The 24,393-nt window shown below is 59.3% G+C and carries 22 protein-coding genes and 1 tRNA gene; 12 read left to right on the forward strand and 11 right to left on the reverse strand.

The features are described from left to right. Positions 1 to 57 precede the first annotated feature (57 nt). The 3 genes from B5M06_RS00645 (at position 58) to B5M06_RS00655 (ending at position 4,046) form a co-directional block, all read left to right on the forward strand. The gene (locus B5M06_RS00645) at positions 58 to 1,995 is read left to right on the forward strand and encodes a DEAD/DEAH box helicase (RefSeq protein WP_054064942.1); all 1,938 of its coding nucleotides are present in this window, start codon (positions 58 to 60) and stop codon (positions 1,993 to 1,995) included. A 173-nt stretch (positions 1,996 to 2,168) separates the two neighbouring features. Next, entirely contained in the window at positions 2,169 to 3,908 is a 1,740-nt protein-coding gene (locus B5M06_RS00650; RefSeq protein ID WP_054064941.1) for a M14 family zinc carboxypeptidase, read from the forward strand. 61 nt (positions 3,909 to 3,969) lie between these two features. Continuing rightward, positions 3,970 to 4,046: transfer RNA gene (locus tag B5M06_RS00655), tRNA-Arg, on the forward strand. 158 nt (positions 4,047 to 4,204) lie between these two features. Here B5M06_RS00655 and pbpG read toward each other — a convergent pair. The 6 genes from pbpG to B5M06_RS00685 all read right to left on the reverse strand — a co-directional run bounded on the left by pbpG (position 4,205) and on the right by B5M06_RS00685 (position 12,149). Beyond that, positions 4,205 to 5,383 (reverse strand): D-alanyl-D-alanine endopeptidase, encoded by a 1,179-nt coding sequence (gene pbpG / locus B5M06_RS00660; RefSeq protein WP_054064940.1) that lies wholly within the window; start codon positions 5,381 to 5,383, stop codon positions 4,205 to 4,207. 298 nt (positions 5,384 to 5,681) lie between these two features. Next, entirely contained in the window at positions 5,682 to 7,349 is a 1,668-nt protein-coding gene (gene leuA / locus B5M06_RS00665; protein ID WP_054064939.1) for a 2-isopropylmalate synthase, read from the reverse strand. 238 nt (positions 7,350 to 7,587) lie between these two features. Then, entirely contained in the window at positions 7,588 to 8,424 is an 837-nt protein-coding gene (pssA, locus tag B5M06_RS00670; RefSeq protein WP_054064938.1) for a CDP-diacylglycerol--serine O-phosphatidyltransferase, read from the reverse strand. 200 nt (positions 8,425 to 8,624) lie between these two features. Further along, on the reverse strand, positions 8,625 to 9,641 hold the full coding sequence (ilvC, locus tag B5M06_RS00675) for a ketol-acid reductoisomerase (RefSeq protein WP_054064937.1): 1,017 nt from the start codon (positions 9,639 to 9,641) through the stop codon (positions 8,625 to 8,627). 64 nt (positions 9,642 to 9,705) lie between these two features. Further along, positions 9,706 to 10,197, reverse strand: a complete 492-nt coding sequence (gene ilvN / locus B5M06_RS00680) for an acetolactate synthase small subunit (protein ID WP_042413352.1) — start codon at positions 10,195 to 10,197, stop codon at positions 9,706 to 9,708. 164 nt (positions 10,198 to 10,361) lie between these two features. After that, positions 10,362 to 12,149, reverse strand: coding sequence for an acetolactate synthase 3 catalytic subunit (locus tag B5M06_RS00685; RefSeq protein ID WP_054064963.1), 1,788 nt, complete (start codon positions 12,147 to 12,149; stop codon positions 10,362 to 10,364). Between the two features lie 303 nt (positions 12,150 to 12,452). Here B5M06_RS00685 and B5M06_RS00690 point away from each other — a divergent pair, with 303 nt between their 5' ends. From B5M06_RS00690 to B5M06_RS00710, 5 genes are all read left to right on the forward strand, one after another. Then, positions 12,453 to 13,025, forward strand: a complete 573-nt coding sequence (locus tag B5M06_RS00690; RefSeq protein ID WP_054064936.1) for an RNA polymerase sigma factor — start codon at positions 12,453 to 12,455, stop codon at positions 13,023 to 13,025. After that, positions 13,022 to 13,486, forward strand: a complete 465-nt coding sequence (locus B5M06_RS00695; protein WP_054064935.1) for a DUF3619 family protein — start codon at positions 13,022 to 13,024, stop codon at positions 13,484 to 13,486. The genes B5M06_RS00690 and B5M06_RS00695 overlap by 4 nt, the downstream gene beginning before the upstream one ends. Before the next feature lie 59 nt (positions 13,487 to 13,545). Continuing rightward, complete coding sequence (locus B5M06_RS00700) at positions 13,546 to 14,430, forward strand: DUF3106 domain-containing protein (RefSeq protein ID WP_054064934.1); 885 nt, start codon at positions 13,546 to 13,548, stop codon at positions 14,428 to 14,430. A 106-nt stretch (positions 14,431 to 14,536) separates the two neighbouring features. Beyond that, positions 14,537 to 15,004, forward strand: a complete 468-nt coding sequence (locus B5M06_RS00705; RefSeq protein WP_054064962.1) for an RDD family protein — start codon at positions 14,537 to 14,539, stop codon at positions 15,002 to 15,004. A 29-nt stretch (positions 15,005 to 15,033) separates the two neighbouring features. Continuing rightward, positions 15,034 to 15,633 (forward strand): LOG family protein, encoded by a 600-nt coding sequence (locus B5M06_RS00710; protein ID WP_054064933.1) that lies wholly within the window; start codon positions 15,034 to 15,036, stop codon positions 15,631 to 15,633. Positions 15,634 to 15,691: 58 nt separating this feature from the next. On the opposite strand, the gene B5M06_RS00715 is transcribed toward B5M06_RS00710, so the two are convergent. From B5M06_RS00715 to B5M06_RS00735, 5 genes are all read right to left on the reverse strand, one after another. Beyond that, a complete protein-coding gene (locus tag B5M06_RS00715; protein ID WP_054064932.1) occupies positions 15,692 to 16,030 on the reverse strand; it encodes a P-II family nitrogen regulator in 339 nt (112 codons plus the stop codon). 57 nt (positions 16,031 to 16,087) lie between these two features. Continuing rightward, positions 16,088 to 17,734, reverse strand: coding sequence for an NAD+ synthase (locus B5M06_RS00720; RefSeq protein WP_054064931.1), 1,647 nt, complete (start codon positions 17,732 to 17,734; stop codon positions 16,088 to 16,090). 226 nt (positions 17,735 to 17,960) lie between these two features. Further along, a complete protein-coding gene (locus B5M06_RS17630; protein ID WP_054064930.1) occupies positions 17,961 to 19,757 on the reverse strand; it encodes a methyl-accepting chemotaxis protein in 1,797 nt (598 codons plus the stop codon). 149 nt (positions 19,758 to 19,906) lie between these two features. Beyond that, a complete protein-coding gene (ppa, locus tag B5M06_RS00730; RefSeq protein ID WP_054064929.1) occupies positions 19,907 to 20,437 on the reverse strand; it encodes an inorganic diphosphatase in 531 nt (176 codons plus the stop codon). 115 nt (positions 20,438 to 20,552) lie between these two features. Further along, positions 20,553 to 21,080 (reverse strand): Mpo1 family 2-hydroxy fatty acid dioxygenase, encoded by a 528-nt coding sequence (locus tag B5M06_RS00735; RefSeq protein ID WP_054064928.1) that lies wholly within the window; start codon positions 21,078 to 21,080, stop codon positions 20,553 to 20,555. 241 nt (positions 21,081 to 21,321) lie between these two features. Here B5M06_RS00735 and B5M06_RS00740 point away from each other — a divergent pair, with 241 nt between their 5' ends. The 4 genes from B5M06_RS00740 to B5M06_RS00755 all read left to right on the forward strand — a co-directional run bounded on the left by B5M06_RS00740 (position 21,322) and on the right by B5M06_RS00755 (position 24,163). Then, a complete protein-coding gene (locus tag B5M06_RS00740) occupies positions 21,322 to 21,927 on the forward strand; it encodes a DUF2889 domain-containing protein (RefSeq protein WP_054064927.1) in 606 nt (201 codons plus the stop codon). A gap of 69 nt (positions 21,928 to 21,996) precedes the next feature. Further along, positions 21,997 to 23,133, forward strand: a complete 1,137-nt coding sequence (moaA, locus tag B5M06_RS00745) for a GTP 3',8-cyclase MoaA (protein ID WP_054064926.1) — start codon at positions 21,997 to 21,999, stop codon at positions 23,131 to 23,133. 4 nt (positions 23,134 to 23,137) lie between these two features. Beyond that, on the forward strand, positions 23,138 to 23,776 hold the full coding sequence (mobA, locus tag B5M06_RS00750) for a molybdenum cofactor guanylyltransferase MobA (RefSeq protein WP_054064925.1): 639 nt from the start codon (positions 23,138 to 23,140) through the stop codon (positions 23,774 to 23,776). Between the two features lie 63 nt (positions 23,777 to 23,839). Next, positions 23,840 to 24,163: a thioredoxin family protein gene (locus tag B5M06_RS00755; protein WP_054064924.1), complete on the forward strand. Its 324-nt coding sequence runs from the start codon at positions 23,840 to 23,842 to the stop codon at positions 24,161 to 24,163. Positions 24,164 to 24,393 lie beyond the last annotated feature (230 nt).

Raw genomic sequence — 24,393 nt, forward strand, 5'->3', positions numbered from 1 at the left:
CCCCCGGTTGCTGCGAAAGGCTGATACCCTGCGCCCGGATGGGCGTAATCGACAACAATGACATTTGAAGAACTGAACTTGGCACCCGCCATTGTGAAAGCGGTGCTGGAACAGGGTTACGAAAACCCAACCCCCATTCAGGCACAAGCGATTCCTGCTGTGCTGACAGGCAAAGACCTGCTGGCCGGTGCGCAAACCGGCACAGGCAAAACCGCTGCCTTCTCGCTGCCTATCCTGCACCGCCTCACACAGGGCGGCACACAGCGCCCAGCAGGTGGCATTCGCGCCCTGATCCTCACTCCTACCCGTGAACTGGCTGCGCAGATTGAAGAAAACATCCGCTCCTACGCCAAGTATCTGGACGTCACCTCTGCCGTGATCTTTGGCGGCGTCGGCATGAAGCCCCAGATCGACCGCATCAACAAGGGCGTAGACATTCTGGTGGCCACACCCGGCCGTCTGCTGGACCTGCAGCAGCAAGGCTTCATGGACCTGTCCAGCGTAGAAGTGCTGGTGCTGGACGAAGCCGACCGCATGCTGGACATGGGCTTTATCCACGACGTGAAGAAGGTGCTGGCCCTGGTGCCCGAGAACAAGCAGAGCCTGCTGTTTTCCGCCACTTTCAGCGATGAAATCCGCGCCCTGGCCAACGGCCTGCTCAAGAACCCTGAGAGCATTCAGGTCACACCCCGCAACACCACGGTGCAGCGCATCAAGCAGGTCATCCACCCTGTGGGCCGCAACAAGAAAAAGGATGTGCTGCTGCACATCATCCGCGAGAACAACTGGAGCCAGGTACTGGTGTTCACGCGCACCAAGTTCGGCGCCAACCATGTGGCTGAGTTCCTGACCCAGAACGGCATCTCTGCCATGGCTCTGCACGGCAACAAGAGCCAGAGTGCACGTACACAGGCACTGCTGGGCTTCAAGACCGGCGAGCTGCGCGCGCTGGTGGCCACCGACATTGCTGCACGTGGCATTGACATCGACGAGCTGCCACACGTAGTGAACTACGAAATCCCCAACGTACCCGAAGACTACGTGCACCGCATTGGCCGTACCGGCCGCGCCGGTCGCGAAGGCTATGCCGTGAACCTGGTGTGCATGGACGAAGAAGGCTTCATGATGGAGATCGAGCGCTTTACCAAGCAGGAAATCCCCGTCGTTCCCATGCCTGAATTTGGCCCTGAGCCTGGTGAAAAGGCAGAGCCCATCGCCATGGGCCGCCAGACGATCTGGGGCGGCGCTGGCAAGCCACCCAGCCGCGAAGTCATGCAGGCTGCCGCACGTGCTGCACGCCAGGAGATGATGGAACGCATCCGCTCCACCAAGGCTACCCAGGGTGAGCGCGCTGGCCGTGGTCGCCGCAATCCACGTGGTGAAGCTGCTGCACCTGATGCAGAAAACGGCGCTCCACTGGAGCAGGCCCCTCGTCGCGGCAACGGCCCTCGCCGCACACCTCGCCAAGGCATGGCACCTCGCCATCGCCAGAGCGATGCCACCAGCTTTGAGCAGACAGCAGACATCCAGTCTGCAGATGCAGCCGTCGCACTGCCAGCCGAGCAAGGCGCTGGCGAACGCACGGAGCGCGATGCACAACCCCGCCGCCGCAATGGCCAGGGCTATAACCGCTCGCGCCAGCGTCCTTCGCGTGACAATCCACGCAGCGCTGCCCCCGCAGAAAGCCAGCCCGCACGTCCTGCACGCGCGCCACGTCCCGCACGCAATGCGTATGGCGATGAACCGCTGAGCCGCTTTGAAGACCAGCCACCACGCCCCAATGCACACCTGGGCACCCAGCTGGGTAACCCTGTCACCCGTGCGCCTCGCTCGCACAGCAGCGGCCAGCCTGACCCCACACTGACCAGCATTGACCTGATGATGGAGCGCCCACGCCGTGGCAATGGCGGCGGCTTCCGTGGCGGCAATGGCGGCGGAGGCTTCCGCGGCGGTAACAACCGTCGTGGTGGCAACGGCGGCGGCTTCAACCGCTAAGCCACATCTGCGGCTGCGCCAGTTTCTGCCTACGGCGGAACTGGCATCTGCGGCAGCCCTGATGCTGTGGCATGCCTCGTAAGATGCACACATCAGGGCTACGCCGCCCGCAAAGCCAGTGCGCCATCGCGAACGCAGGGCTTCTTTTCTCGGTTTTCTACGGATACAGCACCATGACTAAGCACCACGCCACCGTCTTTGCGCCGTCTCTGGAACGCACAGGTCACGCTCTCTACTCACACGCATCACGCTGGCTGCTGGCTGGCTCGGTACTGGCACTGACAGCCTGCACCAGCACACCGCTGCCAGAGTGGACGCCACGCAGCACTGCACCTGTCTCAACCAGCACACCAGCCCCCACCGCTACAGCCCCTGACGCGCCCGTGATCAGCGTGGCACCCATTGCCAGCAACACCCATGTGCAGGCTCTGCCCTACAGTGCGTCCGTGGCAGCGCTTTTCCCTGATCCTGCGGAGCGCTACAGCACACCAGGCCTTTCCGACAGCCGCCTGCAGTTCACCACAAACAGCGAACTGGCCGAACTGCTGCGCGAGCTCAGCGCAGCCAGCCTCAACGGCAATGTACGCCTGGGCCTGCTGAGTAGTGGCAACGCACAAAGTGGCTCGCCCATTCATGCACTGGTGGCAACCAAGGGAACATCCATCAGCCCGCAGGCGCTGGAAGACAGCGGCCGCCCCACGGTCATGATCGTGGCAGCGCAGCAAGGCACGGATGCAGCAGCCACCGAAGCTACCCTGGCCATTGCCAAGGAGCTGGGTGACGGCGGCCTGCTGGCCCCTTTGCTCGACAAGATCAACATCATCCTCGTGCCCCGTGCCAACCCTGATGGCTTTGCCAACGGAACAGCCACCACGGCCGACGGCACTGACCTGACCCAGGACCACCTGGCGCTGCAGACACCGGAAGCACGCTTTCTGGCCAAGCTGGCGCGCGACTACCACCCCAGCGTCATGCTGGATGCCGGAGAGTTTGCCGCCATCGAGCCCACACGCCAGCGCTTCAATGCCGTGCGTGCCAACGATATGGGGCTGCAATATGCGGTGACTCCCAACGGCCACGAATTCATCACCAAGGCTGCGCGCGAATGGGTGCACCAGCCTGCCCTGCACGCACTGGAGCAGGCCGGTCTGCGCGTGGACTGGGCTTTTGAGGCTGCCGACGAGAACGCTGACAACGGCTATGCCATGGCAAGCATCAACCCAACCACGCTGAGCAATGCTTCCAGTCTGAAAAACATGGCCAGCATGGTGACAGACAGCCGAGGCAGTGATCTGCGCCGCATTCACGTGCAGCGCCGTGTGCACGGCCATGTGCAAGCCATGAATGCCGTGCTGCAAAGCGCCGCCAGCCATGCAGACAATCTGAAGGCAGTAGACACCTTTGTGATGCGCGACATCGCATCGCAGGCCTGCCGTGGCAAGCTGACCGTGCAGGCGCAGCCCACCATCGGCCAGCGTGACATCACCGTGGTGGACATGGACACAGCCCAGCTGCGCCAGCAACCCGTGGTCTGGAGCGACAGCCTGCAGCTGAGCCAGTCCCGCGCCCGCAGCCATGCCTGCGGCTACTGGCTGTCTGCCGATGCCATCCCTGCCGTCGAGCGACTGGGCATGCTGGGCGTGAACGTGCAGCGTGTGGCTGAGCTTTCCAGCCTGGATGCGGAAACGTATCAGGCCAGCGAAGCCAATGACGCCGTCGCCCTGCAGCGCAACAGTTTTGAAGCCCCTCCCGGCAGCTACTACGTCAGCATGAACCAGCCACTGGCCTACCTGGCAGCGGCAGCCTTGGAGCCCGACACCCCCTACAGCTTCTATAGCGCAGGCGTCCTCAAAGACCTGAGCAAAGTCGCCCGTGTCGTAGCCCTGCCCCAGATCGTTTTTGACGAAGACTGAGCAGCACAAAGCCGAAAGTCGGTCTCAGTCACGGTATGATTGAGGATTGAGACCGAAAGCGGCGGCGTTAGCTCAGTCGGATAGAGCAACAGCCTTCTAAGCTGTGGGTCACTGGTTCGATCCCAGTACGCCGCGCCAATTCTTTCCAGCCGCTGCAGGCATGCCTTCAGCGGCTTTTCTTTGCATAAAAAAGAGCGGCTAGCGCTTGTGAAATCAGGCTTTCCAATATATTCATATCGGAAAAGCTCAATTCATCAGCGCTAGCCGCTCCCTTTTTTGAGACGCGGCTCTTCGGATCAGCGGCTGGCTGTCAGCGTATGGCCAGATTCCAGCCAGCGGCGCACACGCTCGGCATCGGCTTGGCGGCTGTATTTCCCCATGGAGTCGAGGAACACCATGATGAGCTTGCGCCCTGAAACCTCGGTCTGCATCACCAGGCAGCGGCCCGCTTCAGAGATATAGCCGGTCTTTTGCAAGCCGATCTCCCAACGCTCACTCTTGACCAGGCTGTTGGTATTGTTGAACTGCAGCACGCGATTGCCCACAGTGACTGTGCGGCTGGGCGTGGTGGAGAACTCACGCATGACGGGATTGGCATGCGCCACATTCACCAGCGTCGCCAGATCATGCGCGCTGGACTGGTTGCGGCTGGACAGACCTGTTGGCTCCACAAACTGGGTCTCGGCCATACCCAGCAGCTTGGCCTTGTTGTTCATCAACTGCACAAAGTGCTGCAGGCCACCGGGATAGGTGCGCCCCAGCGCATGCGCTGCGCGGTTTTCACTGGACATCAGCGCCAGATGCAGCATCTCACCACGCGTCAGCTTTGCGCCTACGCGCAGACGTGAGCTGCTGTTCTTTTCGGTATCCACGTCGTCCTGGGTGATGGTCAACACCTCATCCATGGGAAGACCCGCCTCTGCAATCAGCAAGCCGGTCATCAGCTTGGTGATGGAGGCAATGGGCAGCACGGCATGGTCATTCTTGCTGAACAGGACTTCTTTGGTGTCCTGATCCAGTACCAGTGCCACGCTGGACTTCAGTTCCAGCGGGTCAGACACCTTATGCAGGCCCGCCAGCTGACCAAAGGAAGGCCGCGCCACCGCCACCGCAGCAGCACCGGCAGCAGCAGCCTTCACTGCACGCGTAGCCGTTGCGTTCTTGCGCGCGACTTTCTTGTTGGCATTGGCCTTGCTCAAGCGTGCAGCCTGTGCCTTTTTGGTACTTGTAGTTTTTTTCTGCGCTACGGCTTTCTTTTGCGCTGCAGCCTTTTTCTGGGCTGTGGTCGACTTTTTGGCAGCCGCTTGCTTGTTAGGCGTTTTCTTGGCTTTGCTGGCAGATGCGCTGCTGCTTGGCTTCTTGGTAGGAGCTGTATTGGCTGCGTTTGCGGCTGGTGCAGCCAGAGCGCAACTCAAAGTGACGAAAGCCAGCAATCTGGCGATCCGTTGAGATGCAAAAAAGGATCGGTAGTGCATGCAGCGGTGCTCCGAACTACAAATAACAAAGACGTGTTCACCCCTACTTTAAAAAAGTCTTTTTATTTACGGGAAAAGCGACCTTTTTGCAGTAATTCACGAAATTATAGGCGTGACAGTACCGTTTGCATCATGTAGTTAGCACTCATTTTCAATTATTTGAGAGCACACAAAGCAAGCGGCATCAAACTTTACAAGTCTGATGCCGCTGGGAGGCCAGATCTTTTGCACCATCTGGCAAGTCTGCAGCCGGGCGGCCCTTGCACCTCAGGCGCAAAAGCCGCTGGCTCTGGAGTGTTTAGGCAGCCTGCGTCTGCACAGGCACCGCGCGACGCACACCCGACAAAATGGCGCGAATCGAGGCCGACACGATGTTGGCATCCATGCCCACGCCGTACACGGTGTGACTGTCGTCCACGCGCACTTCCACATAGGCAACGGCCTGTGCGCTGGCGCCTTCACCCACTGCGTGCTCCGAGTAGTTCATCACGCGCACGCTGTGGCCAGTGGCTTCAGACAGCGCCTGCACAAAGGCGTCGATAGGGCCGGTACCCTTGCCTTGCAGCACGCGCTCCTGACCATTCCATTGGAGCTTGGCCGTCAGATTCATTACACCATCAGCTTCCTCAATGCGGTACTGAGGTGCCTTCTGCGCATCCAGGCCAAATTCCTTGCGGAAGATGTTCCACAAATCAGGGGCCGTGAACTCGGTGCCCAGCGCATCCATTTCCTGCTGTACCACCTGCGAGAACTCGATCTGCAGACGGCGTGGCAATTGCAGGCCATACTCAGCTTCGAGCAAGTAGGAGATACCGCCCTTGCCGGACTGGCTGTTCACACGAATCACGGCTTCGTAGCTGCGGCCCAGATCCTTGGGGTCGATCGGCAGGTAAGGCATATCCCAGATGTCGCCTTCCTTGCGTGCAGCAAAGGCCTTCTTGATCGCATCCTGGTGCGAGCCCGAGAAAGAGGTGTAGACCAGCTCACCGACATAGGGGTGACGGGGGTGTACAGGCAGCTGGTTGCAGTACTCCACCGTTGCGCGGATGCCGTCGATGTCCGAGAAGTCCAGACCCGGATGCACGCCCTGGATGTACATGTTCAAGGCCACGTTCACGACGTCGAGGTTGCCGGTGCGCTCGCCATTGCCAAACAAGCAGCCTTCCAGACGGTCTGCGCCGGCCAGCAAGGCCATCTCGGCAGTCGCTGTGCCAGTGCCGCGGTCGTTATGGGGGTGCACGGACAGCACAATGGAGTCACGGCGCTCGATATTGCGGTGCGTCCACTCCACCATGTCGGCAAACACATTGGGGCTGGAGTGCTCGACGGTTGTGGGCAGGTTGATGATGCACTTCTTATCAGGTGTGGGCTGCCAGACTTCTGTCACGGCGTCGATCACGCGCTTGGAGAACTCCACTTCGGTGTCCGAGTACATCTCGGGCGAGTACTCGAAAGTCCAGTCCGTCTGAGGGTATTCCGCTGCGATGTCCTTGAACAGCTGGGCATTGCTGCGCGCCAGCTCCACGATCTCGTCTTCGCTCATGCCCAGCACCACGCGGCGCATCACAGGTGCTGTCGCGTTGTACAGGTGAACAATGGCACGGGGTACACCTTCCAGGGCTTCAAAAGTGCGGCGCACCAGATGCTCACGTGCCTGGGTCAGCACCTGCACGGTCACGTCATCAGGAATGCGCTTTTCCTCGATGAGCTTGCGCATGAAGTCGAACTCGATCTGCGAAGCAGAAGGAAAGCCCACTTCAATTTCCTTGAAGCCGATCTTGACCAGCTGCTCGAACATGCGCATCTTGCGCTCGATATCCATGGGCTCGATCAGCGCCTGGTTGCCGTCGCGCAAGTCCACGCTGCACCAGACGGGGGGCTTGCTGATGGTCGCGTCAGGCCAGGTACGGTCAGTCAGACGAACAGGTACAAAAGGACGGTACTTGCTTGCGGGGTTCTGCAACATCGACATAGGAGCTCTCTTTCGTGATTCAAGAAAATTTGGCCTGGTCCCCAGCAACCCAAACAAAAAAAAGGCCCGTCGCTGGAGCTACGGGCCTTGGATGTAGGGTGTGTGTACGCGCGCGCTACTAAACCTGCCCGTTGGACATGGAAGATAGTAGTAGAGCTAGCGACAGGTAATTCATGCGAACAACTCTAGCACAGTTCACTTCAAGATGTATATGCGTTTTTACGCATGATTACTAATGATGCAGACCGCGCTCTTCGGGCTCGTCCTTGGAAACACTGATCACACTGGTCTGCTGACCACGTGTCTTGCGCACCACATAGACCGCGTAACCACTGAAGCCATAGACGGCAAACACCGCAAACAGCACGGTAGGCGCATGAATATTGATGATGGCGATGGCCAGCACGATCAGGATGATGGCGGCAAACGGCACGCTGCGCTTCATGTTCACATCCTTGAAGCTGTAGAAAGGCACGTTGGTCACCATCGTCAGGCCCGAGTACAGCGTCAGGAAGAACATCACCCACATCATCTGCACCCAGGTGATCATGCCGTCTTCGCCGCGCACCACGCCAAAGTCATTGAGCACCCACATGAAGCCAACGACCAGCGCGGCGGCAGCAGGCGAAGGCAGACCCTGAAACCAGCGCTTGTCGACCACGCCGGTATTCACGTTAAAGCGTGCCAGACGCAGCGCTGCGCACGAGCAGTACACAAAGGCGGCAATCCAGCCCCAGCGACCCAGTCCCTTGAGCGCCCATTCGTAGGCCACCAGGGCAGGCGCCACGCCAAAGGACACCATGTCGCACAGCGAGTCCATCTGCTCGCCGAATGCGCTTTGCGTATTGGTCATGCGCGCCACGCGACCGTCCAGCGCATCCAGCACCATGGCACAGAAAATGCCGTAGGCCGCCAGATCAAACCGGCCATTCATGGCCATCACGATGGCATAGAAGCCACCAAACAGCGCAGCCAAGGTAAACAAATTCGGCAGTATGTAAATGCCCTTGCGTCGCTTGCGCACCACCACGCCGTTTTCGCCTGCTTGGGCGTCTTTGCTGTCATGCATGCAATGCACCTCCAGTTCGCTGCCAGCGCAGCAGCTGGGCAGCTATTAAAACCATAGTATTTTACGCAGCCCGCATCCATGGGGACCGAGTACTGCCATGCAGTGTAGCGCCACTGCTTTACAGCCATACAAAGAAAAAGGCCACTGCCTGCGCAGTGGCCTTTTGCAGCAGGCTGCGACAAGCAGCCTGGCAACGGTGATTAGTTGCGGGTCTGGTCCACCAGCTTATTCTTGGCGATCCAGGGCATCATGGCGCGCAGTTGGCCGCCCACTTGCTCGATGGCGTGATCGGCGTTCTGGCGACGGCGTGCAGTCATCGAAGGATAGTTCAGGCGACCTTCGCTGATGAACATCTTGGCGTATTCACCGCTTTGGATGCGCTTCAGAGCGTTGCGCATGGCCTTGCGAGACTCTTCGTTGATGACTTCGGGGCCAGTCACGTACTCGCCATACTCCGCGTTGTTGGAGATGGAGTAGTTCATGTTGGCAATGCCGCCTTCGTACATCAGGTCCACAATCAGTTTCAGCTCGTGCAGGCACTCGAAGTAGGCCATCTCGGGCGCGTAGCCAGCTTCGGTCAAGGTTTCGAAGCCCATCTTCACCAGCTCCACGGCACCGCCGCACAGCACGGCTTGCTCGCCGAACAGGTCAGTTTCGGTTTCTTCCTTGAAGTTGGTCTCGATGATGCCACCCTTGCCGCCGCCGTTGGCAGAAGCGTAGGACAGAGCGATGTCACGCGCCTTGCCGGAGCGATCCTGGTACACAGCGATCAGCGAAGGTACGCCGCCGCCCTTCAGGTATTCGGAGCGCACGGTGTGGCCAGGGCCCTTGGGAGCAACCATGATCACGTCCAGGTCAGCGCGGGGCACCACCTGGTTGTAGTGCACGTTGAAGCCGTGAGCGAAAGCCAGCACAGCGCCTTGCTTGATGTTGGGCTCAACGTTGTTCTTGTACACCTCGGGGATGTTTTCGTCGGGCAGCAGGATCATGACCACGTCTGCAGCCTTCACCGCTTCATCCACTTCCATCACGGTCAGGCCAGCCTTGCCCACCTTGTCCCAGGAAGCACCGCCCTTGCGCAGACCGACAATGACTTTCACGCCGCTGTCGTTCAGGTTTTGTGCGTGGGCGTGGCCCTGGCTGCCGTAGCCGATGATGGCCACAGTCTTGCTCTTGATCAGGCTCAGATCACAGTCTTTGTCGTAGAAAACTTTCATAGTTGGCTCCAGTTGCTTATAGGGGTTGTAGGGTTGTGAAAATTCAGTGTCTGACGTCTGCGCATTACACACGCAGGATGCGTTCGCCACGGCCAATACCGGATGCGCCGGTGCGCACGGTCTCCAGAATCGCAGTACGGTCGATGGCCTGCAGGAAGGCATCGTTCTTGGACTGGTCGCCCGTCAGCTCGATCGTATAGCTCTTTTCGGTCACGTCGATGATGCGGCCGCGGAAGATGTCCGCCATGCGCTTCATCTCTTCGCGCTCCTTGCCCACGGCGCGCACCTTGACCATCATGAGTTCACGCTCGGTGTAGGCACCTTCGGTCAGGTCCACCACTTTGACGACTTCAATCAAGCGATTCAGGTGCTTGGTGATTTGCTCGATGATGTCATCCGACCCCGTGGTCTGAATCGTCATGCGCGACAGCGAGGGGTCTTCCGTGGGGGCTACGGTCAGGGACTCGATGTTGTAGCCACGGGCCGAGAACAGGCCCACCACGCGCGACAGGGCTCCGGGCTCGTTTTCGAGCAGCACGGCAATGATGTGTTTCATGTCCAGATTCCTCTTTTCGCCACCCTCCCCCGCAACCGGTAAGCTGCGGGCTTGGTGGACAATAGATTCGTCAAATTTGAGAGCGCTTAGCGCAGATTAAATCTGCTTTTGCGTATGAAATGATTTGCAAAACCGCTGCCAGCAAGCGCTAGCAGCTATGGTTTTTACAGATCATCAGGACCAAGCAGCATTTCCGTGATACCCTTGCCGGCCTGCACCATGGGGAACACGTTCTCCGTGGGGTCGGTGCGGAAGTCCAGGAACACGCACTTGTTTTCTTCACGCGCAATGCGGCGTGCTTCCTGCAGGGCCCACTCCACCTTGGCGGGGTCTTCCACCAGAATGCCGGCGTGGCCATAGGCTTCAGCCAGCTTCACGAAGTCGGGCAGCGAGTCCATGTAGCTGCTGGAGTAGCGACCGGAGTATTCAATTTCCTGCCACTGACGCACCATACCCAGGAAGCGGTTGTTCAGCGCGCAGATGATGACAGGCGTGTTGTACTGGCGGCAGGTAGCCAGCTCCTGGATGTTCATCTGGATCGAGCCTTCGCCCGTGATACAGAAGACTTCCGCCTGAGGCTTGGCCAGCTTGATGCCCATGGCGTAAGGCAGGCCCACACCCATGGTGCCCAGACCACCGGAGTTGATCCAGCGACGTGGCTCATCAAAGCGGTAAAACTGTGCCGCCCACATCTGGTGCTGACCAACGTCAGACGTGATGTACACATCCTCACCCTTGGTCATGTTCCACAGCGTTTCCACCACGGCCTGGGGCTTGATCACATCCTTCTTGCTGCGGTCAAACTGCAGGCAGTCACGGCTGCGCCAGGCTTCAATCTGGCTCCACCACTGTGCCAGCGCACCTTCGTCGGGGCGGGTCGTGGCTTCCTTAATCATGGCGATCAGCTCGGTCAGCACGTCCTTGACGTCACCCACGATAGGCACATCCACCTTCACACGCTTGGAGATCGAGGAAGGATCAATGTCGATGTGGATGATCTTGCGTTCTACCGACATGAAGTGCTTGGGGTTGCCCACCACGCGGTCATCAAAGCGTGCGCCCACGGCCAGCAGCACGTCGCAGTTCTGCATGGCGTTGTTGGCCTCGATCGTGCCGTGCATGCCCAGCATGCCCAGAAACTTGCGGTCGCTGGCAGGGTATGCGCCCAGCCCCATCAGGGTATGGGTCACGGGGTAGCCGAGCATGTCCACCAAGGTACGCAGCTCCTGGCAGGCATTACCCAGCAGCACACCGCCGCCGGTATAGATATAGGGGCGCTTGGCGCTCAGCAGCAACTGCAGCGCCTTGCGAATCTGGCCGGAGTGGCCCTTCTTCGCGGGGTTGTAGGAGCGCATTTCCACCGACTGTGGATAGCCGCTGTAAGACGCCTTCTTGAAAGAAACGTCCTTGGGAATGTCCACCACCACAGGGCCAGGGCGGCCAGTGCGCGCCACGTGAAAGGCCTTCTTCATGGTGAGGGCCAGGTCACGCACATCTTTCACCAGGAAGTTGTGCTTGACGATGGGGCGGGTGATGCCCACGGTGTCGCATTCCTGGAATGCATCGGTGCCGATCGCTGCCGTGGAAGTCTGGCCGCTGATCACCACCAGAGGAATCGAATCGGTATAAGCAGTAGCAATACCAGTCACGGCATTGGTCAGGCCGGGGCCGGATGTCACCAGCGCCACGCCCACATCGCCGGTCGCTCGGGCATAGCCATCAGCCGCATGCACCGCCGCCTGCTCATGGCGCACCAGCACGTGCTCGATGCCGTTTTGCTTGTACAGCGCGTCGTAGATGTACAGCACTGCACCGCCGGGGTAGCCCCACAGCTGCTTGACGCCTTCTGCTTCGAGTGATTTGACAAGGATTTCGGCACCCATCAACTCTTGGGTACCAGCCTGAGAAGCAGCTGCCGCTGCGCTGGCTTGTTCTGCTTTGGAGATTTCCATGATCAACCTTTGTGAATTTCTCTAACGAAAAACCTAGGGTGCCCCTTGCCAAAATCCTTGTGGGATCGGTTCAGGACTTAAGACCAAGGACATGGGCGAAATTGGTAAACGCCGGACCTTGACCCGTTTGCCTTTTTGTTTGAATTGCAAGCAGCCATTATGGCACTGCAACATCGACTTTGGCTAACGGTATTGAGGGGGTTTGACAACGTAATGCGATAATGGCCGCTTTGCCACATTCTGCAGAGGGCTCTATCCTGACCTGCAGTTTCGTGCGTTCCAGACCTACCGAGCACTACTGCCTTGGCCACCGAACAAGAGCTCTCAGACTTCCTCAAAAGCGTGGAAAAACGTGCTTTCAAGCGCGCGCTCTACCACGTCCGTGACGAAGAAGCGGCCTTGGATATCGTCCAGGACAGCATGATCAAGCTGTCCCAGCACTATGGTGACAAGCCGGTCGCGGAACTACCCATGCTGTTTCACCGCATCCTGTCTAACTGCACGCTGGACTGGTTTCGCCGACAGAAAACGCACAATGCACTGTTTGCGAATATGGGTGACATCGCACATAACGATGACCCAGACAGCAGTGAATTTGACTGGATGCAGACCTATGCAACAGACAGTGGGCAAGAAACTGCACAAAGCGCCGAAACGCTGACGCAGCGTATGCAATTGTTAAAAAGTATTGAAAATGAAATTCAATCTTTGCCTGCGCGTCAACGAGAAGCCTTCTTGCTGCGTTATTGGGAAGACATGGATGTTGCCGAGACAGCAGCGACCATGGGATGCTCAGAAGGCAGTGTAAAAACACATTGTTTCCGGGCCATCCAGTCGCTGAGCAAAGCGCTCAAAGCCAAAGGAATTGAGTTATGACCACACCTTCGCACCAGAATGAACATGCGGCCGAGCAATTTGCCCGTAAGCTGACTGCGCACCTGTCCATGGCCAATGCGGAGCTGCCGTACGTGGTCACTGAGCGCCTGCGCGCAGCACGCATGCAGGCACTGTCTGTTCGCAAGCGCGAAAGCAGCCCACTGCGCGTGCGCCAGACCGAAGCAGCCAGCAGCCTGCTTGGCAATGCCGACGGCACATTGAGCCTGGGCGCTCCCATGCAGGACAACACCCCCATCTGGCTGCGCCGCCTGCTGACGGCGCTGCCGCTGGTGGCACTGGCTGGTGCGCTGACCTTTATCGGCATCGACCAGGACAGCCGCGCCACTGTTGATATTGCCGAAGTGGATGCAGCCCTGCTGACCAGTGAACTGCCCCCTGCCGCCTATACTGACCCCGGCTTCCAGCAATACCTGCAAGCAACCGTTTCCGACACACCCTGACCGCAATCGCGGCCCGTTCCATTCAGACTGGACGCGGGCCGCTTTACACTTGGCACTACATGCCCCTGACCGCTGAACACCCCACAAGCTCCCGCACATCTGTCTTCGCCATCAGTCTGGCGAGCGTGCTGTTGCTGGGTCTGGCAGCAGGTGGCATCTGGTGCATGGGACAGGTGGCCATGGCCCCTAGCACCGTGCCAGCCTATATGGCGGTAGACAACACCAGCCACGCCTCCTTGAGCAGCAGCACACACGCCCCCCGGCTGCGCCTGAGTTCATCCGGCCCCGCATGGCGCGAACTCTCAGAAACCCAGCGCCAGATTCTGATGCCGCTGCGCGAGCACTGGAACGCCATGGGTGCGCTGGCCAAGCGCCGCTGGCTGGTCCTGGCGGACCGCTACCCCAAGATGGATGAATCCGAGCGCACCAAGCTGGTCAGCCGCATGACGACCTGGGCCAGCCTCAGCGCCCAGCAGCGCAACCAGGCACGACTGAATTTTGAGAGCACCAAGCGCCTGTCCGCACAGGAATTGCAGACCAAATGGGATGAATACCAGGCACTGAGCGCTGCGGAAAAGCAGCGCCTGGCGGAGCAGGCCCGCAAGGCACGTGCCGCCAAAAAAGCCAAGCGCAGAATTGCCGTACCCAAGCCCCAGCCAGCACCAGCGCCCAGCACACCGACTGTGTCACACCCAGTGATTGTGGAGACGCAGCCCATTGCCACACCACAGGCTGCCCCAGCCCTGCAGCTTCCGCCTGTTGAGCATCCTCAGCCAGCGTTTGCCGCGCCACCCGAGGTGACGGCTCTGCCCATTACCGTGCCGCAATCCATGCCCAGCATGGAGCTTCCGCCACTGCCTGCGGAAGATCCTGCACCTGCGCAAGATCTTGACGCACATCAATCAGATCCAGCACCTGAGCACGCACCAGCACCGGCACAATAAACAGCCCTGCTGTCTGGGGCATTTGATGGATAAGCCTGCCTGCATGTCTGCCCCTACCTCTTCCACCACCCACGTTCCTCTGCAAGCCCCCAGTCTGCGCCGCCGCATGGCCTGCTGGCTGTATGAAAGTCTGCTGCTGTTCGGCGTCGTGTTTGTCGGCGGCATCGTACTCGGCACAGCTGGCGTGCTGTTTGGCGCACCGCTGTCACCCCGCACACTGCAGGCTGTGCTGTTCGTGGTGCTGGGCATGTACTTTGCGTTTTTCTGGAGCAAAGGCCAGACGCTGGCCATGAAAACCTGGCGCATCCAGGTGGTAGACAACAATGGCCGCCCCCTCACGCGCGTGCGTGCACTGGCCCGTTATGCGCTATGCTGGGTCTGGCTGCTGCCACCGCTGGCTGCTCTGGCACCGTTTCATCTGCCCATGGCTGAAGTGGCGGTGCTCACACTGGGCTGGATCGCTGTCTGGGCCCTGCTCAGCCGCTTTCACCCACAGCGCCAGTTTCTGCACGATGTGCTAGCTGGTACGCGTCTGATTGATGCACCTGCGCCCACACCCTCATCGCAGCGCTGAACACTGACTTCATCTACCAAGAACCTCTCATGACTGACTTCACCCCTGCTTTTTCGATCTGCGTGTACTGTGGCTCGCGCCCTGGCGAGTTGCCGGTGTATGCAGAAGCTGCGCGTGCCGTAGGCACATGGATTGGCCAGCGTGGTGGTCAGCTGGTCTACGGGGGCGGCCGCACCGGTCTGATGGGCATTGTGGCCGAAGCCACCAAGGCAGCTGGCGGCCGTGTGGTAGGCGTCATTCCCCGAGCACTGGTAGACAAAGAGCTGGCCAACCAGTCCTGCGATGAATTGCACATCGTCGCCAACATGCATGAGCGCAAGGCCATGATGGCTGAGCGCAGCGATGCTTTTCTGGCCCTGCCCGGCGGTATTGGCACCTTTGAAGAATTGTTTGAAGTGTGGACCTGGCGCCAGCTGGGCTATCACGACAAGCCCGTGGGCCTGCTCAACGTAGAGAACTACTACACCAGCATGCTGCAGTTTCTGCAATCCACCGTCACACAAGGCTTCATGGGCGCCTGGCAGATGGATCTGATCAAGGCGGACAGCGACATTGCCGCGCTGATGCAGTTCCTGGTCGAGTCCGCTGGACTGGTGCCAGAAAGCAAGGACCTGCGCCACGTGATCTGACCCACACAAAAAGCGATCCCAAAGGATCGCTTTTTTCATGGGCAACGCCTCTGTGCGATTAGATGGCAGAGCCGTCCAGATCGCCGGTGCGAATGCGCACTACCTTTTCCACGGGCGATACAAAAATCTTGCCGTCACCGATCTTGCCTGTGCGCGCTGCGGTCACGATGGCGTCTACACATCGGTCCGCATCTTCGGAAGCAACGACCACCTCAATCTTCACCTTGGGCAGAAAATCCACCACGTACTCTGCACCACGGTACAGCTCGGTATGGCCCTTCTGGCGGCCAAAACCCTTCACTTCAGTCACGGTCAGACCCGTGACGCCACATTCCGCCAATGCTTCACGCACTTCCTCCAGCTTGAATGGCTTGATGATGGCTGTAATCATTTTCATGGTGTCAGGCTCCAGTGGAATTTTTTAACTTAATCAATCAATACGAGAAACCAGATTTCAGCGTCTGAATCCGTTGGTAATCGGCATGCGCCAGTCCTTACCAAAGCAACGCTGCGTCAGGCGCGGCCCCATCGGGGCCTGCCTGCGCTTGTATTCATTCACCCGGATCAACCGAACCACGCGCTCGACGTCACCGCTGTCGTGACCTGCGGCCACGATGGCTTCAACAGGCTCGTCATTTTCCATATAACGGCGAACAATATCGTCCAGCACAGGATAAGCAGGCAGACTGTCTTCGTCCTTCTGATCAGGACGCAACTCTGCGCTGGGCGGGCGCGTAATGATGCGTTCTGGAATCGGATTCAGACCCGTTCCAAAAGGATCATTGGCATTGCGCCAGCGTGCCAGCTCAAACACCCGGGTCTTGAATACATCCTTGATGACGGCAAAGCCACCTGCCATGTCGCCGTAGAGCGTGCAGTAGCCCGTAGCCATTTCGCTCTTATTGCCTGTTGTCAGCACAATAGAGCCAAACTTGTTGGACATGGCCATCAGCAAGGTACCACGAATGCGGGCCTGCAGATTCTCTTCCGTTGTATCTTCAGGTAAACCTTGAAATTGCGAGGCCAATGCTGCCTTGAATGCTTCAAATTGCGGAGCAATATCAATCACTTCATGGCGCACGCCCACACGGTCTGCCATTTCCTGCGCGTCTTTCCAGCTGATGTCTGCGGTGTAGGGTGAAGGCATCATCACCGTACGCACCTTGTCCTTGCCCAGTGCATCCACGGCAATGGCCAGCACCAGTGCGGAATCAATACCGCCCGACAAACCCAGCAGCGCACCGGGAAAGCGATTCTTGCCCACATAGTCGCGCACGGCCAGCACCAGGGCCTTCCACAGACAGGCGTTGTCCTCCTGAACAGGAGTCACCACACCCGATACCTGCACAATGCCTGCGGTCTGCTGCAAGCGCACTTCAGCCAGTGCCTGCTCGAACGACGGAGCACGTACAGCCACAGTGCCATCCGCCTGCAATGCAAAGCTGCTGCCATCAAATACCAGCTCGTCCTGGCCGCCCACAAGATGGGCATAGACCACCGGCAGCCCAGTTTCGCGGGCACGCTGCGCCAGTACGGCTTCGCGCTCGGACTGCTTGCCCAGATGCCAAGGCGAAGCATTGAGCACCAGCAGCATCTGCGCACCAGCGGCCTTAGCCGCCTGTGCAGGCTCTCGCACCCAGGCGTCTTCACAGATCAGCACACCGGCACGGACTCCTTGCAGGTCCATCACACCGGCCTGCTGACCGGGCAGAAAATAACGCTTCTCGTCAAACACACCATAGTTGGGCAATGCCTGCTTGCTGTAAGTGCCCAGCACCTGTCCGTTAGCAATCCAGCTGGCTGCATTGCGGCGCAATGTACTGCCTTCCACTGCCTGTGCATGCCCAACCAGCAGTGTCAGCCCTGGCCACTGCTTGCTGGCTTCCACCACGGTCTGCAGTGCTTCATCACTGGCCTGCTGAAAAGCGGGACGCAGCAGCAAGTCTTCAGCAGCGTAGCCACACAGGGCCAGCTCGGGCGTTACCAGCAACGCGGCTCCCTGTGCATGTGCCTGCTGCGCGGCTTCGATAACTTTTTGTGCGTTACCGCTCAAGTCTCCCGCCACAAAATTGAGTTGAGCGATGCAGATAGAAGTGGTCATGAAATGTGTGAGCCCTGCGGCCTCAGCGCCAGCGGCTATTGCGCAGAACAGCCGGTTTACAAATAAGGGGGGATTATCACTCCCTCCGCCCAGATCCACAGCAAGGGAGCAGGAGTCCTTATGCACAACCGCCCTAGCTCCAGCAGCTTCGCAGGCGTAGATGCAAGAACACCCCATGCCAGCACGGCATGGGGTGTGTCTTGAATGTGCAGGTCTGCGGCCTGCGTCAGAAGGTTTCCCAGTCGTCTTCAGAAGCCGTCTGTGTAACCGCCAGTGGTTTGGCTGGAGCTGGCGCAGCGGCCCTGGAAACCGCCTTCACCGCAGGCTGCACAGCTTCCGCGGGCTTTTCCTGCTGCACAGGCTTTACCGCAGGCTGGATGCTGACTGGTGCTGGCATGGGGGCAGATGTCTGCACGGGCTGTACCGCCGGCTGACGAACCAGCGCCTGCTGCTGAACCTTGAAACGCGATACGGACTCTACCAAATCCCTGGCCTGACGCTGCAGACCAGAGGCCGCAGCTGCACTTTCTTCCACCAAGGCTGCATTTTGCTGGGTGCTCTGGTCCATTTGCACAATAGCCTCGCTCACCTGTCCCACGCCCTGGCTTTGCTCTCGGCTGGCCGCACTGATTTCTGCCACCAAATCTGCCACACGGCGGATGGCATGCACAACTTCCTGCATGGTGTGACCTGCTTCGGCCACCAGACTGGAGCCCTGGCCCACGCGGTCTACGCTCTCAGCAATCAGCTGCTTGATCTCCTTGGCAGCTTCCGCGCTGCGACCTGCCAGCGAACGCACCTCGCCCGCCACCACGGCAAAACCACGGCCCTGTTCACCAGCACGTGCTGCTTCCACCGCAGCATTCAGCGCCAGGATATTGGTCTGAAAAGCAATACCATCGATCACACCGATGATGTCGGCAATCTTCTGACTGCTGGCATCAATGCCGTGCATGGTCTGCACCACCTGCTGCACCACCTCGCCACCGCGCTGCGCCACCTGGGAGGCATTGACTGCCAGCTGATTGGCCTGCATCGCGTTTTCTGCGTTGTGGCGTGCCGTCGATGCCATCTGCTCCATGGATGCTGCCGTCTGCTGCAAGGCACTGGCCTGCTCTTCCGTGCGGGTCGACAGGTCATGGTTACCGCTGGCGATTTGCTCGCTGGCGGTGAAGACACCATCGGCATTAGAGCGCACCTGCGCCACCACCTGCTCCAGGTTGTCACGCATCTGCCCCAGCTCCTGCAGCAGCACCCCCATTTCGTCCTTGCCAGCCAGAGGGATAGGCTGCGTCAGGTCACCATCGGCAATGCCACGCGCCACGCTGACAGCCTGCTTGGCAGGCACAGTGACCGACCGGGTGATGCGCCAGCCCAGCACAATGGCCAGCAAGGTGCTCAGCCCCATGCCGAGCAGCACCCAGGTATTGGCAAACTGAAAGCTGCGCTGCACCTGCTGCTCCGCCTCATCTGCGCCCTTTCGGCTCAGCTGCGCCAGCTCACCCAGCACCTCTACCAGCTGTACGAACACGGGCTCCGCCACGCCTACATAGATGTTGGTGACCATGTCGCCCAGCAGCAGATCGCCTTCCAGCTCGTTGTAGTCTTTCTCACGCGCAGCTTGCAGGAAGCTGCGGTGTATTTCCATGTACTGCTCACGCAACTGCTCGTAGCGAGCCATCAGCTGCTGCTCCTGGGCGTCGGTTTCCAGCGCCTGGTAGGCACGCTCCAACGACTGGATTTCCTGCAGCACACGCTGTATCTGCGTCTGATAACCGTCAATCTCTGCCACGCTCTGGACATTCAGCACCCCGGCTTCAGCACGCCTGAACTGGTTCCAGTCACTGCGCAGATTGCTCAGATAAAGAACACTGGGCATGGCGTTCTGCACCACCAGTTGCGTACTGGCATGCATGTGCCGCATCTGCCATAAAGCAACCGCACCCAGCAGCAGCGTCAGCATGCTGACCAAAGCGAAGCCAATGCCCAGCTTGATAGCCATGCGCATGTTTGCCAAAAGCATCTCATCTCCCTGAAAAAGACCTTGTCGCGCCGCACACAGGCAAAAAAAAGTGCAGCCCTTTACAGGGACTGCACATTAACAAATTTTTACAAAGAAAAAGCTTTGCCTTAGGCTGAGACCAAGGTTTTACCTTTATCGCTATCTATTTTTCAGGCCTTGTTGTAGTTGGCGATGCCGTCGGTGATTTCCTTCTTGGCTTCGTCAATACCCTTCCAGCCCAGCACCTTGACCCACTTGCCCTTTTCCAGATCCTTGTAGTGTTCGAAGAAGTGAGCGATCTGGTTCAGGGTCAGTTCATGGACGTCGTCCAGGCTTTCGATCTTGTCGTAGGCTGGCAGGATCTTCTTGGTAGGCACAGCCAGCACCTTGCCGTCCACGCCGCCTTCGTCTTCCATGTGCAGAATGCCGATGGCACGGCAAGGCACCACCACGCCTGTAGGCAGGGGGAAGGGAGTCATCACCAGCACGTCCACGGGGTCACCGTCGCCAGCCAGTGTCTGGGGCACATAACCGTAGTTCACGGGATAGTGCATGGCAGTGCCCATGAAGCGGTCCACAAACACGCAGCCTGTTTCCTTGTCCACTTCGTACTTCACAGGATCGGCATTCGCGGAGATTTCGATCACTACGTTGAAAGTTTCAGGGGCGTTCTTGCCGGGAGTCAGTTTTTCGAAGGACATGATGGTTGATCAGGTTGTGAAACAAATGCCCCCAATTGGGGGAAAACCTGAAGATTTTAGAGGCATGCCCTTGCGCGCTTCTTTCAAACCCCTGGAATATCCGCGCAAACCGCATTTACAAGGCAGCACGCGCTGAAGTACGCACGGGGCCGGAGCGCTGCTCGATGGCCTGCTGCACCTCCTTGCGCAGCCCCAGCGCAAACCCCATTTCAGCCAGCACAAACAATGGGCCGATCAACAGCCCCACGATGTCATCAAAGAAAGCCGGCTTGCGCCCTTCCCAGTAGTGCCCCACGAACTGGATGATCCAGCCCACCACAAACAGCCCCACGCCCCAGCCCAGCCACAGCGCCGTACTTTGCTGGGCCAGCCAGGCGCCCAGCGCCAGCATGACGCCCAGCACCAGCGCCAAGGTCAGGCCATAGCGCATATCAAGCAGCATGTAGTAGATGCTCGCGGCCAGTGCTGCCAGCACCGCAGGACTGAGCGCTACACCCGCACCGCCCCATTCCCATGCCGGGCGCGACAGCACGATGACCACGGCCAGCAAAATCATGGGCACACCCAAGAAGTGCGTGAGGATGTTGCGTGCATCGCGGTGATAGTCCGCGTACTGCGAGAGTTGATCGACCAGGGTTTTCATCGCCACTGCCTCCACATGACAAGCATATGCAGGCATGGTCCGGCTTGCCCACAGGCTTGTCCATAGGGCGAAGTCCTAAATCAAATGCATAGCACCCAGCGCTTGCAGCATAGGCCCTAGAAGCCAATTTGGCTGATAAAAAGTTACCTTGGTGACTGACCGCATACCAGCCCATATCCACAATGATGGCCAGATTGCCGCTGGTCTTTGCCAGCACACCATGCTTTTTCACACCACGCCCATGCCGCTTTCCACACCCACTGTTGCCCGCACCCCGCAGCACATCCGCCAAGTGAACTTTCGCAGTTTTGAACGCGCCGATGGCCTGTGGGACATCGAGGGCGAACTCATAGACAGCAAGGCCATGGACATGCCACGCGTCAATGGAGAAGGCATGCGCAAGGCAGGCGAGCCCATTCACCACATGCTGCTTCGCGTGACGGTGGACACCCAGCTGGTCGTCCATGCCATTGAAGCGGCGATGGATGCCCATCCTGTACAAGGCTGTCCCACAGCGCTGGATGCCATGCAAGGCATGGTGGGCTGCTGCATGGCACGTGGCTGGCGCAAAGCCATTGAGACCCATCTGGGCGGCATTGCGGGCTGCACCCATATGCGAGAGCTGCTGCAAAGCATGGCGACCGCCACATTTCAAAGCATTGTGTCTGCCTTTGATAGCGGCCCTGACCAGCCACCCGCCTATCTGGGCCGCTGCAAAGGCTGGGACTTCAACGGCCCCGCCGTCGCACAGTACTACCCCCAGTTTGTGGGCTGGATACTGCCTGAAGGCAAAGGGCAGCCCATGCCGCCTGCTGCGCAGGAAAATTGCAAAACCACGCAGAGCTGAAGACTATCCCTGCAGCACCAAACCCCCTCCCCAGCAGCGCCGAAGCGCTTGCGGCACAATCTCGCCCCTATGGTTGATCGCGTAATCCCTGTGGTGGAACAACGGTACGGCGTACTGCAGGCGCCACTCAATACAGCACATATTGCTCCCACTGGGCAGTTGCTGGATCAGCGCGCGCGCGCACTGCGTGATCTGCGCATCAGCGTCACAGACCGCTGCAACTTCCGCTGCGCCTACTGCATGCCCAAGGAAGTCTTTGACAAAGCCTACCCCTACCTGCCCCACAAGGCACTGCTGAGCTTCGAAGAGATCACCCGCCTGGCACGCCTGTTCATTGCACACGGCGTGCGCAAGTTCCGTCTGACAGGCGGCGAGCCGCTGCTGCGCAAAGACCTGGACCAGCTCATCGCCCAGCTTGCTGCTCTGTGCACTCCGGAGGGTCAGGAGCTGGACATCACCCTGACGACCAATGGCTCGCTGCTGCGCCGCAAGGCCCAGCTGCTCAAGAATGCGGGTCTCAAGCGTGTCACCGTCAGCCTGGACGGGCTGGATGACGCCACCTTCCGCCGCATGAACGATGTGGACTTTCCTGTGGCCGATGTGCTGGACGGCATTGAAGCCGCGCGCGAAGCGGGGTTGCAGGACATCAAGGTCAACATGGTGGTCAAGCGCAGCACCAACGTAGACCAGATCCTGCCCATGGCTCGCCATTTCCGTGGCACCGGCGTGACGCTGCGCTTTATTGAATACATGGATGTGGGTGCGACCAACGGCTGGTGCATGGACGAAGTCCTGCCATCGGCCGAAGTGCTCCAGCTCATACACGCTGAAATGCCTCTGGTGCAGCTGGAGCCTTCTGCCCCTGGCGAAACCGCCAAGCGCTGGGGCTATGCAGGTGCCGATGGCAAGCACGACCCGGCGCTGGGCGAAATTGGCGTCATCAGCAGCGTGACCCAGGCCTTCTGCGGCGACTGCAACCGTGCACGCCTGTCCACAGAAGGCCGCCTGTACCTGTGCCTGTTTGCCGACCAGGGCTGGGACTTGCGTGACCTGCTGCGCAACGGCGCAGACGACGCCACCATCAGCAACGCCATGGCGCACATCTGGGGCCAGCGCAATGACCGCTACTCCGAAATCCGCGCCAGCCTGCCACCGGAAGCGGCACAAGGCCGCAAGCGCGTGGAAATGAGCTACATCGGCGGCTGAAGCCATGAGCACCACAGCTTCTATTGCCATCCAAGACATCACCGGCATGGTGCTGGCCGGCGGCCGTGGCAGCCGCATGGGCGGCGTGGACAAAGGGCTGCAACCCTTTCACGGTGTGCCGCTGGCTCTGCATGCCCTGCAGCGACTGCAGCGCCAGGTAGGCCACTGCATGCTCAATGCCAACCGCAGCCTGGAGCACTACGCCCAGTTCGGCGTGCCCGTACACACCGATGTGCTGCCCGACTACGCCGGCCCCCTGGCTGGCTTTCTGACCGGCCTGACGCACTGCAGCACCGACTGGCTGCTGACCGTGCCCTGCGACAGCCCCTGCTTTCCACAGGACCTTGCTGCCCGCATGACGGCGGTGGCTGCACAGCAAGACGCCCAGATCGTGCTTGCCGCTGGGCCTGAAGTGGGCCGCGATGGCACACTGCAAGTCCGCCCCCAGCCCGTGTTTGCCCTGCTGCACCACAGCCTGCTGCCCAGCCTGCAGACCTTTGTGCACGAAGGCGGCCGCAAGATTGACGCCTGGACCAGCCAGCACCGCCAGGCCCTGTGCCGCTTTGATCTGCCGGGCGATGATCCACAGGCCTTTGCCAACGCCAATACGCTGGACGAGCTGCAGGCGCTACAAAATAAATAACACTGCGGATTGACGGCAGTGCCGCATGGGGCGATAAAGCAGCATTAGCTTCGGAGTTTTGCCATGCCTTTTGCGACTGCTTTTACCGACCCTGCCCCCAGCCCTGAAGACCTGGCCGACCTGCCCGGCACTGTTGCCGTGGAATTTGGCGTCGACTGGTGCCCCCACTGCCAGGGTGCCCAGCCTTTGCTGCGTGAAGCGCTGCAGGATCGCCGCGACATCACCCACATCAAGATCGAAGACGGCCCCGGGCGCAAGCTGGGCCGCCACTTCAAGGTCAAGCTCTGGCCCACGCTGGTCGTGCTGCGCAACGGCGAAGAAATCGGCCGCGTGACACGCCCACAGTCCGCACAGGAAGTGGAGGAGCAGCTGCCCGTAGGCATCTAGCCACTCAGGCTGCAGCCACCTTGCGCCAAGGCCCTGCTGGGCCTTTTTTGTTGTTTTTGCACATTATTTTTTCTTCAAGCTGATGCCTTCAAAGGTATTCAGCATTAATTACAGTTAATTATTTACATGCTTAAATCAACAAATCTCATACAAGCATTAAAAATAATTAACCAACCACATTAATTATTTTTAACATTCATCATGTATACGTAGTATCACAAAAGATTACC

Origin of the sequence: Comamonas kerstersii (assembly GCF_002056725.1) — a bacterium.
GTDB lineage: Bacteria > Pseudomonadota > Gammaproteobacteria > Burkholderiales > Burkholderiaceae_C > Comamonas > Comamonas kerstersii.

Excerpts from the sequence above, each read along its gene's own strand:
- B5M06_RS00700 (WP_054064934.1), top strand. The coding sequence starts at position 13,546 with ATGCCCCTGACCGCTGAACACCCCACAAGCTCCCGCACATCTGTCTTC.
- B5M06_RS00715 (WP_054064932.1), bottom strand. The coding sequence starts at position 16,030 with ATGAAAATGATTACAGCCATCATCAAGCCATTCAAGCTGGAGGAAGTG.
- pbpG (WP_054064940.1), bottom strand. The coding sequence starts at position 5,383 with ATGCACTACCGATCCTTTTTTGCATCTCAACGGATCGCCAGATTGCTG.
- B5M06_RS00720 (WP_054064931.1), bottom strand. The coding sequence starts at position 17,734 with ATGACCACTTCTATCTGCATCGCTCAACTCAATTTTGTGGCGGGAGAC.
- B5M06_RS00740 (WP_054064927.1), top strand. The coding sequence starts at position 21,322 with ATGCCGCTTTCCACACCCACTGTTGCCCGCACCCCGCAGCACATCCGC.
- B5M06_RS00755 (WP_054064924.1), top strand. The coding sequence starts at position 23,840 with ATGCCTTTTGCGACTGCTTTTACCGACCCTGCCCCCAGCCCTGAAGAC.
- moaA (WP_054064926.1), top strand. The coding sequence starts at position 21,997 with ATGGTTGATCGCGTAATCCCTGTGGTGGAACAACGGTACGGCGTACTG.
- ilvN (WP_042413352.1), bottom strand. The coding sequence starts at position 10,197 with ATGAAACACATCATTGCCGTGCTGCTCGAAAACGAGCCCGGAGCCCTG.
- mobA (WP_054064925.1), top strand. The coding sequence starts at position 23,138 with ATGAGCACCACAGCTTCTATTGCCATCCAAGACATCACCGGCATGGTG.
- ppa (WP_054064929.1), bottom strand. The coding sequence starts at position 20,437 with ATGTCCTTCGAAAAACTGACTCCCGGCAAGAACGCCCCTGAAACTTTC.
- ilvC (WP_054064937.1), bottom strand. The coding sequence starts at position 9,641 with ATGAAAGTTTTCTACGACAAAGACTGTGATCTGAGCCTGATCAAGAGC.
- B5M06_RS00685 (WP_054064963.1), bottom strand. The coding sequence starts at position 12,149 with ATGGAAATCTCCAAAGCAGAACAAGCCAGCGCAGCGGCAGCTGCTTCT.
- pssA (WP_054064938.1), bottom strand. The coding sequence starts at position 8,424 with ATGCATGACAGCAAAGACGCCCAAGCAGGCGAAAACGGCGTGGTGGTG.
- B5M06_RS00735 (WP_054064928.1), bottom strand. The coding sequence starts at position 21,080 with ATGAAAACCCTGGTCGATCAACTCTCGCAGTACGCGGACTATCACCGC.
- leuA (WP_054064939.1), bottom strand. The coding sequence starts at position 7,349 with ATGTTGCAGAACCCCGCAAGCAAGTACCGTCCTTTTGTACCTGTTCGT.
- B5M06_RS00710 (WP_054064933.1), top strand. The coding sequence starts at position 15,034 with ATGACTGACTTCACCCCTGCTTTTTCGATCTGCGTGTACTGTGGCTCG.
- B5M06_RS17630 (WP_054064930.1), bottom strand. The coding sequence starts at position 19,757 with ATGCTTTTGGCAAACATGCGCATGGCTATCAAGCTGGGCATTGGCTTC.
- B5M06_RS00650 (WP_054064941.1), top strand. The coding sequence starts at position 2,169 with ATGACTAAGCACCACGCCACCGTCTTTGCGCCGTCTCTGGAACGCACA.
- B5M06_RS00695 (WP_054064935.1), top strand. The coding sequence starts at position 13,022 with ATGACCACACCTTCGCACCAGAATGAACATGCGGCCGAGCAATTTGCC.
- B5M06_RS00645 (WP_054064942.1), top strand. The coding sequence starts at position 58 with ATGACATTTGAAGAACTGAACTTGGCACCCGCCATTGTGAAAGCGGTG.
- B5M06_RS00705 (WP_054064962.1), top strand. The coding sequence starts at position 14,537 with ATGGCCTGCTGGCTGTATGAAAGTCTGCTGCTGTTCGGCGTCGTGTTT.